This is a genomic window from Pseudomonas corrugata, from assembly GCF_050920615.1.
In the GTDB taxonomy this organism is placed as follows: domain Bacteria; phylum Pseudomonadota; class Gammaproteobacteria; order Pseudomonadales; family Pseudomonadaceae; genus Aquipseudomonas; species Aquipseudomonas corrugata.
Window position 1 is genome coordinate 6,452,495 of sequence record NZ_CP130434.1, and the last position, 13,540, is coordinate 6,466,034.

The 13,540-nt window shown below is 61.2% G+C and carries 12 protein-coding genes and 2 pseudogenes; 4 read left to right on the forward strand and 10 right to left on the reverse strand.

Annotation, left to right across the window (positions count from 1 at the left end; genetic code table 11):
• Window positions 1–35: 35 nt before the first annotated feature.
• The 8 genes and pseudogenes from QZH45_RS29035 to QZH45_RS29070 form a co-directional block, all read right to left on the reverse strand.
• A complete protein-coding gene (locus QZH45_RS29035) occupies window positions 36–494 on the reverse strand; it encodes an Rsd/AlgQ family anti-sigma factor (protein WP_024780541.1) in 459 nt (152 codons plus the stop codon).
• A gap of 175 nt (window positions 495–669) precedes the next feature.
• Entirely contained in the window at window positions 670–1,212 is a 543-nt protein-coding gene (locus QZH45_RS29040) for a disulfide bond formation protein B (protein ID WP_024780542.1), read from the reverse strand.
• A 240-nt stretch (window positions 1,213–1,452) separates the two neighbouring features.
• Window positions 1,453–2,700 (reverse strand): heme biosynthesis protein HemY, encoded by a 1,248-nt coding sequence (locus tag QZH45_RS29045; RefSeq protein ID WP_024780543.1) that lies wholly within the window; start codon window positions 2,698–2,700, stop codon window positions 1,453–1,455.
• Window positions 2,697–3,827 (reverse strand): uroporphyrinogen-III C-methyltransferase, encoded by a 1,131-nt coding sequence (locus QZH45_RS29050; protein WP_053191288.1) that lies wholly within the window; start codon window positions 3,825–3,827, stop codon window positions 2,697–2,699. Before QZH45_RS29050 ends, QZH45_RS29045 begins: the two co-directional genes overlap by 4 nt.
• A gap of 36 nt (window positions 3,828–3,863) precedes the next feature.
• Window positions 3,864–4,607, reverse strand: a pseudogene (locus QZH45_RS29055) (uroporphyrinogen-III synthase); the annotation flags it as partial.
• A complete protein-coding gene (hemC, locus tag QZH45_RS29060; RefSeq protein ID WP_024780545.1) occupies window positions 4,607–5,548 on the reverse strand; it encodes a hydroxymethylbilane synthase in 942 nt (313 codons plus the stop codon). The gene hemC and the pseudogene QZH45_RS29055, both read right to left, overlap by 1 nt.
• A 138-nt stretch (window positions 5,549–5,686) precedes the next feature.
• A complete protein-coding gene (locus QZH45_RS29065) occupies window positions 5,687–6,433 on the reverse strand; it encodes a LytR/AlgR family response regulator transcription factor (protein ID WP_024780546.1) in 747 nt (248 codons plus the stop codon).
• A pseudogene (locus tag QZH45_RS29070) lies at window positions 6,430–6,579 on the reverse strand (sensor histidine kinase); the annotation flags it as partial. The pseudogene QZH45_RS29070 and the gene QZH45_RS29065, both read right to left, overlap by 4 nt.
• A gap of 314 nt (window positions 6,580–6,893) precedes the next feature.
• Here QZH45_RS29070 and argH point away from each other — a divergent pair.
• On the forward strand, window positions 6,894–8,288 hold the full coding sequence (gene argH, locus QZH45_RS29075) for an argininosuccinate lyase (RefSeq protein WP_024780547.1): 1,395 nt from the start codon (window positions 6,894–6,896) through the stop codon (window positions 8,286–8,288).
• A gap of 130 nt (window positions 8,289–8,418) precedes the next feature.
• Here argH and QZH45_RS29080 read toward each other — a convergent pair whose 3' ends face one another.
• The gene (locus QZH45_RS29080) at window positions 8,419–9,078 is read right to left on the reverse strand and encodes a glutathione S-transferase family protein (RefSeq protein WP_024780548.1); all 660 of its coding nucleotides are present in this window, start codon (window positions 9,076–9,078) and stop codon (window positions 8,419–8,421) included.
• 124 nt (window positions 9,079–9,202) lie between these two features.
• Between QZH45_RS29080 and QZH45_RS29085 the strand changes: the two genes are divergently transcribed.
• The 3 genes from QZH45_RS29085 (at window position 9,203) to QZH45_RS29095 (ending at window position 12,986) form a co-directional block, all read left to right on the forward strand.
• A complete protein-coding gene (locus tag QZH45_RS29085; RefSeq protein WP_024780549.1) occupies window positions 9,203–9,487 on the forward strand; it encodes a hypothetical protein in 285 nt (94 codons plus the stop codon).
• 233 nt (window positions 9,488–9,720) lie between these two features.
• On the forward strand, window positions 9,721–9,966 hold the full coding sequence (locus QZH45_RS29090; protein WP_024780550.1) for a TIGR02647 family protein: 246 nt from the start codon (window positions 9,721–9,723) through the stop codon (window positions 9,964–9,966).
• Window positions 9,967–10,142: 176 nt separating this feature from the next.
• Window positions 10,143–12,986 carry a class I adenylate cyclase gene (locus QZH45_RS29095; RefSeq protein ID WP_053190615.1) on the forward strand — a complete coding sequence of 948 codons (2,844 nt, stop codon included), beginning with the start codon at window positions 10,143–10,145 and terminating at the stop codon, window positions 12,984–12,986.
• 5 nt (window positions 12,987–12,991) lie between these two features.
• On the opposite strand, the gene rnk is transcribed toward QZH45_RS29095, so the two are convergent.
• On the reverse strand, window positions 12,992–13,402 hold the full coding sequence (gene rnk, locus QZH45_RS29100) for a nucleoside diphosphate kinase regulator (protein WP_024780552.1): 411 nt from the start codon (window positions 13,400–13,402) through the stop codon (window positions 12,992–12,994).
• Between the last annotated feature and the right edge of the window lie 138 nt (window positions 13,403–13,540).

Below are 13,540 nucleotides of genomic sequence, written 5' to 3' on the forward strand. Positions count from 1 at the left end.
GCGCAATGCGCACCGTTTTTTTTGCCGCCAAGCGATCAAGCCTGAACTGCCGCCTCTTCCTTATGGGCGTTGTGCAGCACTTCAATCAGGCAGTCCTCCAGCTCGAACCGCTCGTGCAGAAGGCCACCGAGCTCCTTGAATTTTTCCGCTACGCATTTGCCTTCATCGCACAGGTCATTGAATGCCAGCAGCTTCTCGGTGATGACGTCGATGCGCGGGTAGATCTGCTCGGCGAGCTCCAGGCCACGCTTGTCGTTGAAGGCCTTGGCCTCGCCGGTGAGTTGCTCGTAGATCTCGAAATGCCCGGCAGAGACATAGTCCACCAGCACGCCGCAGAATTCCTGCAACGGCTTACGGCTTTCACCCAACACTTCAGGTTTGTCACCGAGAGCATCATAGGCTCGAACCAGTTCATGACGCTCCTGCAACCAGCGGTCGATCAGCAGATGCACCCCACCCCATCGTTCCTGAGCATTCTGACAACTTTCGAGCATGGCGATTTCTTCCCTTGTGAGTCATGCCCCTCGCAGCCTGCATACACCTTGATGATTCATGGCAAGCCGGACACAACATGATCGAGCGGCATAATTCCAATGATACGTGCGGGCCAGATTATGCCCGCACGACAGCCGCTTCAAGGTACGCAGACGACAAAGTTCATACAAGTGTTTAATCCGCGACCCGGACCAATTGCGACATCTTGTCGCCCAGCGGTCGGATCAGAGCGTTCCAGACCAGGCGAAGCAGCAGGTAGGTCATTGCAATGGAGACGGCGAGGAAAAACAGCAGGCTCCATTCGGGGATGCTCAAGTCGAACAATGTCCAGGTGACACCCGCACAATCGACCGCACCGTCCAGGGCTCGCTGCATGGCGCTCCACCATGAGCTGGCGCCCGTCATTTGGGCCGGGCAATCGGACATTGGCTCGAGCGAATGACTTTGCAACAGAACCTGACGCCATGCCAGGGCCATTCCTCCCGACACGAACACCAGGCCCGTCACCCCGTAAAGGATGCTGCCCTTTCGACCCGGGCCATGCATGCAGGCCGCGAAACCGTTCACCATGAACAGCACCAGGCACAAACGCTGCAAGACACACAGGCTGCAAGGCGTCAGACCGACTGCGTACTCCAGATAGCTGGCGATGCCCAAAGCCAGGGCTGCGGCCGCGGAAGCCATGAAAAACAAGAAGCGAGAGCAAGCCAAAGACATGGCGGTTCCGTAACAGAAGAGACAAGCAGTTACGGTAGAGGAAAGCCCTCGGGCCTTTCAAGGCGGGTCCGCGCAGACACTTCACCAAGGGTGTAGGGAATTCCCGACAGGAACGAGGGGATTCAGCGCAATCCCCTGTAGGACTTTCCCGAATACATCATTTGAGCCTTGAGCCAGGCAACGAAGGTCGACCGTCCGCCTGACAAAACCATCTCAAGCCGCCCGATACCCTGAGTTTTCTTAACTGGGCAGCGCCTGGGCCGGAACCGGTAATGGCGCAGCAAGCAAGCGCTCATCCAGCAACCCTAGGCCCTCCTGGAACAGCTGATTGCTGCGCTCGGCATCTCCCAGTTGCGCCAGTAGTCTTGCCAGTTCAGCACAGGCTTCCGGATTGCGCTGGATTCGCAGGCTGCCCTCCAGATAATCCCGCGCCTTGCCCCACAAGCTGTTCTGCAGACACAGGCGGCCCAACGTCAACAGCAGGCTGGAGTCGGCCGGATGATCCTTGAGCCAGCCTTCGGCTGCTTGCAGCTGTCGAGCTGGATCATTGCCACGGACCAACCCGTATAGACGCGCCAGGTGGCTGTCATAATGACGCTTGAGCGCGGTGCGCAATACTTCCTCGGCCTCGCCCTGCGCGCCCAGCTGTCGCAGTTGCTCGGCATAGGCCAACACCAGCGCCGGCTCCTGGCGCTGCGCAGAGGTCAGCTGTTGCCAGGCGCGGTTCAGCGATTGCAAGCCGACGCTGCCGTCTTCTTCACGATGGGCCGCCAGGGAGAGATTTTCACCCCAGGCCCGGCGTTCCAGTTCAGCCAGCTCCGCCGTCGGCAGGACCTTGTCCTTGCGCAGTTCCGGCAAGAGGCGAATCACCGCCGACCAATCACCGCGCTGCTGATGCAGCCGCTGCAGCTGGCGCAGGACCTGGACGTTATGGGGATGACGATCATGCATGGCTTGCAGAGTGACCAAGGCACCGTCGGTGTCGCCTCGATCCACCTGCAACTGCGCGTGGCTCAGCGCAATGGCCAGCTCCGCCTGAGGCTGGCGCTCCAAGGCGCGCTCCAGCAGATTGTCGCTTTGTTCATAAAGACCTTGTTCGTTGGCCGCACGGGCCGCGCCGAGGTAATACAGCAACGGCTGGCGCTCAGCTTCCGCGGCACGATGCAAATGCCTCTGGGCACTGGCCCAGCGACCTTCGGCAAGGTCCAGTTGACCGTGTTCGATCGCCACTTGTACGCGCCGGCTGCGATTGCGCCGCGACCACGGATTGACCACGCCGCCGGACGTGGTCACCAGGCCGATCAAGGCGCGCACGCCCCGCCACAACAGCCAGAGTACCGCCACCAACGCCAGGGTGACCCACAGGCCGGCTTCGTAGCGGAAGTTCTTGTACGCCACCAGCACGTAACCCGAATGCTCGGAAATCGCCACGCCCAACAGGGCGGCGGCAGCGATGACCACGAACAGAATCACGTAGAGACGCTTCATGGCGTGGCCCCCTGCTCAGCAGGCTTGGCCAGTGGCTTGACCGACTCCTCGGCATTCAGGTTGCGGCGTTCCAGGTAGGCCTGGACGCTGCTCAGGGTCGCGGTCAGGTCCGGTGTGACCACTGTCACCGGTTGTTTGGCCAGTTCAGCCACTCGCTCGAGCATGACTTTGCTCTGCGGGTTGTCCTGATTGAAGTTGTTCTTGAGTACATCGCGGGCCTCGACCAACGCCTGGGTATACACCGGCGTCTGCCCGTTCAGGGCCGCCCATTGCGCCTGCTCCAGCGCCAGACTCAACGCCAGGCGCACCTGCATCAGGCTCTGCCCGGCGAGCAGCGGACGGACGTTCTCGTCGGCATTGAAGTCGATGCGGATATAGCGCGATATCCGATCCCACCACTGCGCCCAGCGGCTGGCACCATCGCCATCGGCCGTCAGGCCCAGCAGGGACTCGCCACGATCCTTGTACTCCGGCGCCAGCTCCGTGAGTTGCAGCACTTGCTCACGCAAGGCTCCCAACTGGAGGAACAGCCCGGTGCGATCCGGCTGCTCGGTGCTGCGCAGCGCCGCAAGCGTCTTGGCCAATTGCTCGCGGGCAGCGAACGAGCCCGGATCGTTCTGTTCCCGCAGGATTTCGTCGGCGCCCTGGACCAGGGCCTGGGCACTGCTGATGTCCTGCAAGGCGGAAAGGCGCAGGCTGGCAAGGCGCAACAGATGCTCGGCCTCGGCCAACCGCCAGTCCTTGCGACTGGCGCCAAGAACGGTCTCCAGACGCTGGCTCAGGTGTTGCTGGTCGCCTTGCAGTTGGGCGACCTGACGCCGTCGCTCCTCCAGCTCTTCGGCCGCCGGCATCTGTGCGAGGCGCTCGCTGAGGCGTTGCTCACTGAGTTTGAGGTTCTGGGCCTGATCATTCAGTGCCTGGACCTGGGCGGACTGTTGCTGGTTGTTGGCCTGCAGGTGACGCACCTGCCAGACACCCCAGCCGCCAACGGCCACGCCAGCGGCCCCCAGCAGCAACGCGACAATGGCCAACCCGTTACCGCGACGCGGCGCTACCGGTGTCGGCGTTTCCACCGGTGAATCGATCACGGGTCGGTCTTGATCTTTTGGCAAGGCTGTTTCGCTCACGTGTCCATCCTTTGCATTAGAAAACGGCACGGATTGCTCCCGTAACGCCGCCAGCAAAGCCGCGGCACTGGCGCCACGACAATCAACAACTGATCGGGCCCCGGCGGCCCGCGCCATCTCGGCAACCCTTGGGCTTGGTACAAACAACGGCAACCGCGCCAGATCTGGCCACGCGGCACCCGCCAGGCGATGCAGATGCTCGAAGCTCTGCCCACTGCTGACCATGAGGGCGTTCAAGCGTTCCGCTTCGACCTTCGCCGGCAATTCACCGTCGCGATACGCTGGCAGGCTGCGCCGGTACAATTCCAGATACTCGACACTAGCACCTTGCTCGCGCAAGCGCTCTGCCAGCAAACCCCGGCCACCCTCACCACGCACGATCAAAACCTGGGGACGAGTCCGGGAGAGAGCCTGACGCAACGCCGGGAGTTTAAGCAAGGCTTCGCTGTCGTCGCCATCGTCTGGATAAAACACCGTGAGGCCCGCATCGGCCAGGATCTGCCCGGTGGCCGCCCCCACGCTGAACCAGGGTTGCTTCGGCGGCTCGGGCCAATGTTCGCGCAGTTGCTCCAGGCACAACCGGGCGGCCGGCTTACTGACGACGATCACGGCGCAGTACTGGTCGAGCCGCTGAAGCATCGCCCGGCCGGCATCGGACAAGGGAATCGGTTCAATATCCAGCAACGGCAAGCTACTGCTGAATATGCCGGCCTCGGCCAGGGCAGCCGCCAGGGCCGACGACTCGTCCTCCGGTCGGGTCAGCAGCAACCGCCAGCCCATCACGCGTGGCCAGCCTCGCCGTAGACTTTCTTGAGGATGTCGCCAGCGCCCTGCTTCAGCAAGTCTTCGGCGACCCGCACCCCCAGCGCTTCAGCATCGCCACGGGGCGCCCGGGCCTCGGAGCTGAGCAGCGTGCCGCCATCCGGATCGCCCACCAGGCCACGTAACCAGACTTGTTCGCCTTCAAGTACGGCATAGCAGGCAATCGGCACCTGGCAGCCACCGTTGAGGTGTTTGTTGAGGGCGCGCTCGGCAAAGACCCGCGTCGCGGTGTCTTCATGATGCAGGGGGGCCAGGAGTGCATGGACCTCGCTGTCAGCGCTGCGGCATTCGATGCCTACCGCTCCTTGCCCACCGGCCGGCAGGCTGTCGTCGACGCTGATGGCCGAGGTGATGCGGTCCTCGAAGCCCAGGCGGATCAGGCCGGCGGAGGCGAGGATAATGGCGTCGTACTCGCCAGCGTCGAGCTTGGCCAGACGAGTGTTGACGTTGCCTCGCAGAAAGCGGATTTGCAGGTCAGGACGGCGGGTCAGCAACTGCGCCTGGCGACGCAGGCTGGACGTGCCGACCACGCTTGCGGCAGGCAGCGCTTCCAGGCTGGCAAAGGTATTGGAGACGAACGCATCGCGCGGGTCTTCCCGCTCGCAGATGCAAAACAGGCCCAGGCCTTCGGGGAAGTCCATGGGCACATCTTTCATCGAATGCACGGCGATGTCGGCTTCGTTGTTCAGCAGTGCGGTTTCCAGCTCCTTGACGAACAGACCCTTGCCGCCGATTTTCGACAGCGGCGAGTCCAACAGCTTGTCACCGCGACTGACCATGGGCACCAGCGTCACGATCAGGCCGGGATGGGCGGCTTCCAGACGGGCTTTGACGTATTCGGCCTGCCAGAGGGCCAGGGCGCTTTTACGGGTGGCGATGCGGATCTCGCGAGGGGACATGGATCAATCCGTACTTAAAAGATACGGCGGATAATAACAGCTCAGCCAAATCCGCTTTGACTTGAATCACGACCCCAAGGCCTCCCTGGCCGTCAATATCCTGGAAACTCGAAGGTGCAACGCCGTTGGGGCATTACGCTAGAGCTGCTGCATCATCTTGCGCACGCCGGCCACATGTCGCCGGCTGACAATCAGCGCGTCGCCATTGAGGCCTTTGAGAAACAGCTGGAAATGCCCGAGGGGCGTACGTTGCAGACGCTCGATGCGTTCGCGGGCCACCAGGGCATTGCGGTGGATGCGCACGAACCGCTCGCCGAACTCGTCCTCGAGGGCCTTTAGAGGCTCGTCCAGCAGCACCTCGCCACTCTCATGACGCAAGGTCACGTACTTGTGGTCGGCAATGAAGTAGACCACCTGGTTCAATGGGATCAGTTCTATGCCCTTGCGGGTTCGCGCACTGATGTGGCTGCGTGGGCCGCTGCCACTTTCCGCTGCCGGACGGGTCAGCGCCGCCAGTTGCACGCGGTTGGGCCGTTCGGCCTTGCGCAAGGCGTCGAGCAACGCCTCGGAAGTCACCGGCTTGACCAGGTAGCCCACGGCACCGGCCTGCAACACCTCGGGTGGAAAATCGTCCCGAGCGGTGCAAAACACCACGGCGGGAGGCGACTCTCGTTCGCACAGCTTCGCCGCCACCTGCAGACCGTCCAGGCCAGGCATGCGGATGTCGAGCAGCACGATATCCGGCTTGTGGCTGTCGATAAGGGCCAACGCCTCTTCGCCATTGGTGGCGCTCGGCTCCAGGACACTGTAACCCTCGAGTTCGCCAACCATTCGGCTCAGGCGCTCGCGGGTCAGTGGTTCGTCATCAACGATCAGGACATTCATATTGCGCTGGATTCCTGCGTGAGTCTCGCACAAGGATAGCGTAGACAGGGGAAGTGACATCCGTCACCGCGATCCACGCTAAGACTCGCTCGAGGGCCAAAAAGTGCCGCGAGGCGGTTGCCTATCTTTACCAGCGCTTGCCGACCGATGCTCGAGGCCCGTTGTCGCACGGCGTCGCCGTAGGGATTGTTCATTTTCAATCTGATCAATATTGAGCCCCCCTGGTAGATTCGACCCATGCGCCATGATGGAAAAAGCAAAACTCCTATCGTCCACTGTAGACGGTTGCCAAGACGATATTGCTCAATCGGAAAATATCGTTGTGCAGAAACCGGCCTGAACGCCCGGCTCGTGCGCAAAAAACCTGCCGACCAGTGCCAGCGCCGGCCCCGGCAACCCTGCTATCATCCGCCGCAGCCTTTAACCGCTATTTTTTCCACAGCCGATCACGAGCGAATTCATGAGCACTGACAAGACCAATCAGTCCTGGGGCGGCCGCTTCAGTGAACCCGTCGACGCCTTCGTCGCCCGCTTCACCGCCTCCGTCAACTTTGACCAGCGCCTGTATCGACACGACATCATGGGTTCGATCGCCCACGCCACCATGCTGGCCAAGGTAGGCGTGCTGACCGATGCCGAGCGCGACAGCATCATTGATGGCCTGAAGACCATCCAGGGCGAAATCGACGCGGGTCAATTCGACTGGCGTGTCGATCTTGAAGACGTGCACATGAACATCGAAGCGCGCCTGACCGATCGCATCGGCGTGACCGGCAAGAAACTGCACACCGGCCGCAGCCGCAACGACCAGGTCGCCACCGATATCCGCTTGTGGCTGCGTGATGAAATCGACCTGATCCTGGCGGAGATCACCCGCCTGCAGAAAGGCCTGCTGGAACAGGCCGAACGTGAGGCCGAGAGCATCATGCCCGGCTTCACCCATCTGCAGACCGCTCAACCCGTGACTTTCGGGCATCACATGCTGGCCTGGTTCGAAATGCTCAGTCGCGACTACGAGCGCCTGGTCGACTGCCGCAAGCGCACCAACCGCATGCCCCTGGGCAGCGCCGCGCTGGCCGGCACCACCTACCCGATCGATCGCGAATACACCGCCCAACTGCTTGGCTTCGACGCCGTGGGCGGCAACTCGCTGGATAATGTCTCAGACCGCGACTTCGCCATCGAATTCTGCGCTGCCGCGAGCATCGCGATGATGCACCTGTCGCGCTTCTCCGAAGAGTTGGTGCTGTGGACCAGCGCGCAATTCCAGTTCATTGACCTGCCGGATCGCTTCTGCACCGGCAGCTCGATCATGCCGCAAAAGAAAAACCCCGACGTACCAGAACTGGTACGGGGCAAGAGCGGCCGGGTCTTCGGCGCGCTGATGGGCCTGCTGACCTTGATGAAAGGCCAACCGCTGGCCTACAACAAGGACAACCAGGAAGACAAGGAGCCGCTGTTCGACGCCGCCGACACCCTGCGTGACTCGCTGCGCGCCTTTGCCGACATGATCCCGGCCATCAAGCCCAAACATGCGGTAATGCGCGAAGCGGCCCTGCGTGGTTTCTCCACGGCGACAGACCTGGCCGATTACCTGGTGCGCCGTGGCCTGCCATTCCGCGATTGCCACGAAATTGTCGGTCATGCCGTGAAATACGGGGTCGACAACGGCAAGGATCTGGCCGAGATGAGCCTGGACGAACTGCGCCAGTTCAGCGACCAGATTGAGCAGGACGTGTTTGCGGTCCTGACCCTGGAGGGCTCGGTCAACGCCCGCGACCATATCGGCGGCACGGCACCGGCGCAGGTCAAGGCTGCCGTGGTGCGCGGCCAGGCGCTGCTTGCAAGCCGCTAAAAGCTAAAAAGCTTCGCGAGCAAGCCCGCTCCCACATGGGATCTCCAATGAACACAAACTTGTGGACATATAAAGATCCAATGAGGGAGCGGGCTTGCTCGCGAATGCGACCTCAAGAACGCCAAAGACCCTACTTCTTGGCAGCGATCATCGCCAAAAACGCCGGCATTCCCTCCTCCCTGTCAGCCGCAATCCGCTGCACGTTCGGATTCTCTCCCAACCGCTCCATCAGTGCCTTGGCTGCCGGCACGTCCGCGAACAGGTCGATATCGAACAGCTTTTTGCCCACCTGTAAGGCTGGCGAAACACCATAGAGAAAGTACAAGTCGGCAATGCTCAAGCTGTCGCCCGCGACATAGGGTGAGAACTTGCCGTGCCTGCCCAGCGAGGCGAACCCCAGCAGCAGTTCAGCCTTGCTCTTTTCCTTGATGGCATCGGGTACTGTCATGCCGAAGAATGCCTCGGCGTAGCAGGCTCGCCCGGGCAGCTCGATGTACAACTCGATCTCCCGGCACAGGGCCAGGACCCGGGCACGTTCAAACGGATCGGCGGGCAGCAGGGCTTTGCCCGGTTGGGTTTGCTCGATGTACTCGAGGATCACGCTGGTTTCATTGATGAAGCCGTGGTCGGTTTTCAGCACCGGCACTTTGCCCCGCGGGCTGATGGCGAGTACGTCCGGAGTCTGGCTGCCATAGAACGGCACTTCTTCGAAGGGCACCCCCTTCTCCAGCAACGCCAGCTTGACCATGTTGTAATAGTTACTGGCGCAGAAACCATAAAGCTTGAGCATTGCAAATACCTCCAGTCCGTGTGGGGTGGGCAGCCTTGCGTTATAGACTGTCGGGGCATTTCGCGCCAGGCGCATCACGCCGCTGAATGCAGGTAAACTGGCGCCTTTCCCATAGGAGCCAGCCATGAGCGAGCCAACCGACATCGACAACGATGAAGAAGAATTCGTCGAGTCGACCCTGATCGAAGCCATTGAAAACCAGATCGAAAGCGGAAACCCGCCAGCAGCCAAGGCCACCTTCAATAAACTGACCCTGGTCAATTACGAGCGCGAAGAGATCCTCAACCTCATGGCCCATGTATTGGCCTTCGAGATCGACGCCATGCTCGATGAAGACCGCCCGTTCGACACCCAATGGTATGAAGAGGCGTTGCGCAAGCTGCCTGAGTTGCCACCGGAAAAGAACTGAAGCCGCTGCGGCGGGAGGGACGGCCTCAAACACTGTGGGAGCAAGGCTTGCCCGCGATGAAACCGATGCGATCGCTCATGAATCGAGGCGCCTGCATCGCGAGCAAGCTTTGCGCCCACACACGCTCCATCGCCCAAAACAAAAAAAGCCTGCCTCTGACACTGGACAGCTCGACCGAGTACGCTCACCTTAGTGACGCTATCGTCCATATTCCTAGAAAGTCTGGAGTCCTTATGTCGCTTACCCCTGAGCTGGTTGCCGAACTGGAAATCCTTGCACTCTTCAACCTGGACAGTTCCCAGGAAGGCCTGAAAATCCATCAGACCGCTGCCCCTAAAGCCATTGCCGCTGCCCAACGCCTGTACGACAAGGAACTGATCACCCAACCCGACGGTGGTTATCTGACCAGCCTGGGTCGTGACGCCGCGCAAAATGTACAAACCGTCCTGACGATACTCAGCGTTCAAGAAGCCGCCTGACTCCTCCTATCGCCCACGGAAATCCGCTTCGCCGGATTTCCGCAGGCGCGGGCGCCTTGCGTGAAAAATCTGACGTCCAGGCCCTACTTTCAGTTTAAGAATTCCCCAACCCGGACGCTAAACTTCCATCACCTCTGATTTCCCACGTTCGACGCCGCGAGCCGGTTTGAGCCGACATGACCCGCAATCACGAAATACGCCCCGATCTGGACGAGGGAATCGACCGTAAGGTCCTCGGCCAACTGCGCGCACGTTTTCTCAAGCTCAACACCGTCCGGATGGATCGCGCCATGGAGGGCTTGTCGCCTCGCCAGCAAGGCGTGTTGACGCTGCTCCCGCTGTTTTTCCACGTCAACCATCCGCTGCTGCCAGGCTACGTATCCGGCAGTACACCGGCCGGGCTGTCGAACTACGAACCCGACGCCAACGTCCTCGCCGACGCCCAGCGACTGACCCGCTCGTTCTCCTACAAGCCACGCCATGGCAGCAACCCGCCGCGCCCCATCCTGGGCTTGTACCTGATGGGCAGCCTGGGCACGCTCGCCCAGGCTGATCAGAGCGACATGGATGTCTGGGTCTGCCATGGGCCGAACCTGAGCGACGACGAACTGGCCGAGTTGCGCAAGAAGTGCCAGTTGCTCGAAGCCTGGGCGGCGACCCAGGGCGCCGAAGCCCATTTTTTTCTGATCGATCCGGCCCGGTTCGTGCGGGGTGAGCGGGACAATCAACTCAGTTCCGACGATTGCGGTACGACCCAGCATTACCTGTTGCTGGACGAGTTCTACCGCACGGCGATCTGGCTGGCCGGGCGTACACCGATCTGGTGGCTGGTGCCGGTGTACGAGGAAGACAACTATGAGGAATACACCCATACGTTGCTTTCCAAGCGCTTCATCCGCGCCGATGAGACCCTGGACCTCGGGCACTTGGCCTACATTCCACCGGGCGAGTTCATCGGCGCCGGGCTCTGGCAATTGTTCAAGGGCATCGAGTCGCCCTACAAATCCGTGCTCAAACTGCTGCTGACCGAGGTCTACGCCAGCGAACACCCCAATGTCCGCTGCCTGAGCCTGCGCTTCAAACAGGCCGTGTTCGCCAATCGCCTGGATCTGGAGGAACTGGACCCCTATATGCTGGTTTACCGCCGCATCGAGGAGTACCTCAACGCTCGCGGTGAATCCGAGCGCCTGGAACTGATCCGGCGTGCGCTGTACCTGAAGGTCAATCGCAAGCTCACCGGCCAAGGTCGCAGCAGCGGCTGGCAACGGGTACTGCTTGAGCGCCTGGCCAGGGAATGGGGCTGGGACCCGCGCCAACTCGCGCTACTGGACAGCCGCAGCCAGTGGAAAGTGCGCCAGGTCAGCAACGAACGTCGCGCGCTGGTCAACGAACTGACCTACAGCTATCGCTTCCTGACCCAGTTCGCCCGCACCGAAAAAACCGTCAGCCTGATCAACAAGCGTGACCTCAACGTCCTTGGCCGCCGGTTGTATGCAGCCTTCGAACGCAAGGCCGACAAGGTCGAGTTCATCAATCCGGGCATCGCCCCGGACCTGGCCGAGGACACCCTGACGCTGGTCCAGTCGCCCAACAAGAAAGAACCCGGGCAGAACCAGTGGGGCCTCTACAACGGCAGCCTCAACGCTCTGGAGTGGGAAAATTTCGCGCCGATCAAGCGCAGCCGTGAACTGCTGGAGCTGCTGACCTGGTGCCATCGCAACGGCGTGATCGACAGCAGTACACGCCTGGCGCTGCACCCGGGTGACAGTGACTTGAGCGAGTTCGAACTGTTCAACCTGCTGGGCAGCCTGCAACAGGCCATCGCCTTGCCGCTGGTCACGGTCGACGAAGAACAGCTGCTGCACGCCAGCGTCCCCAGTGAAGTGCTGGTCCTGGTGAACGTCGGCGTCGACCCGCTCAAGCATCACCGTGACCTGAATATCCTGATGACTACCGAGCGCACCGACTCCCTGAGCTACGCCGGGGTCCGGGAAAACCTGGTACTGACGCTCGACCAGGTTACGCTTAACAGCTGGAATGAGGTGCTGGTCAACCGCTTCGATGGCGAGCACGCGCTGCTCGACTGTCTGCGCGACTACCTCAACGACCTGCCCGCCACTGCGCGCCAGCCGCGCTTGCAGGTACGTTGTTTCTGCCACAACCGGGCGCAGTTCATTGCACGGCGGGTCGAAGAAGTCATCGAAACAGCCCAGACCCTGCTGCTGAGCAGACTCAACCACCGCTATTTGCTGAAGGTGCAGCAGTATTATCACGTGCTGGAACTGGTTCCCGGCCAGGTCAGGCACGTGGCGCTGAGCAGCCTGTCGGCATTGCTGGATTACCTGGGCGAAGAGCTGAGCACCTACAGCCCGCTGCACCTGGACCCGATGGCCCTGGAAGACCACGACCTGGCGCTGATCCTGCCTATGGGCCAGCCCGAATGCATCCAGGTGTTCTACCGGGTCAATGAGGACGACGCCGAACTGTATGTGCTCGATGAGCTCAATGCCCTGTGGCATCAGCGCCTGCCCTATCACGACGAAAACAGCCTGCTGGTGCCACTTCAGCGTTTTCTGCAATCGGTGCTGTACCGTCGGGACGCCTTGCTGTCGATGGACACCGACCAGCCGTTGAACCTGGAAACCCTGTACTACCAACTCCTGCCCTCAGGCAACGGACGCGCACGCCGGATCGAAATACGCCCGGTGCCGCAGACATCCGAGAACAAGCCGTTCTACGACGTGCAAGCCATTATCGGCAAAGCGACCCATGGCCAGGTCCACGTTACACTGTACTGCAATCAACAGGAGTTTTCGGAACTGGAGCATGGCGACCAGCTGTTCCGTGTAGTCGCCAGCGAGATCGTCGAGCAGCGCCGCGAGGCCGAACGCTATCGCTGCTACATCACCGACCTGGACCTCTCGGGCCTGGTGGGTGACAGCGCCTGCTCAAGCAATCTGTACCTGCGCTACAAGGCCGATCTGGAGCGCGCCCTGAACGAAGCGCTGGCTCTGGTCTGAAGCCCTCAGAGGTGGAAATCGCCGCCCGCTTCGGGCTGGTATTCCACCGCCAGCAACGTCAACTTCAACGTCTTGCCGCCCGGCGCCGGCCAATCGATGTGCTGGCCGACCTTCAGCCCCAGCAAGGCGCTGCCAACCGGCGCGAGGATCGAGACCTTGCCTTCGTCGGCATTCGCGTCCTGTGGATAAACCAGGGTCAGGTGGTAATCCTTGCCGCTGCCTTCCTCGCGGCAATGCACGCGAGCGTTCATGGTCACGACATCGGCGGGCACGTCTTCGTGGCTCACCAGGGTCTCGGCGCGGTCCAGTTCTGTCTGCAACGCAACCACGCCCGGCAGCGTTTCGTCGAGACTGTCGATCAGGCGCTCCAGACGTTGTACGTCCAGGCGGGTAAGAGTGATGGAAGGTGCGGTCATGATCCAGGCAGACTCCTTTCTTCTGCACGAAAAAAGCAAAACCCCGCCACAAAAAGACGGGGTTTTTCACAGGCCTCGGTAAGTTGAGGCGTAGCCGGACACTATCACAGCTCAAAAAATATACAAGCGAGGTGGGTT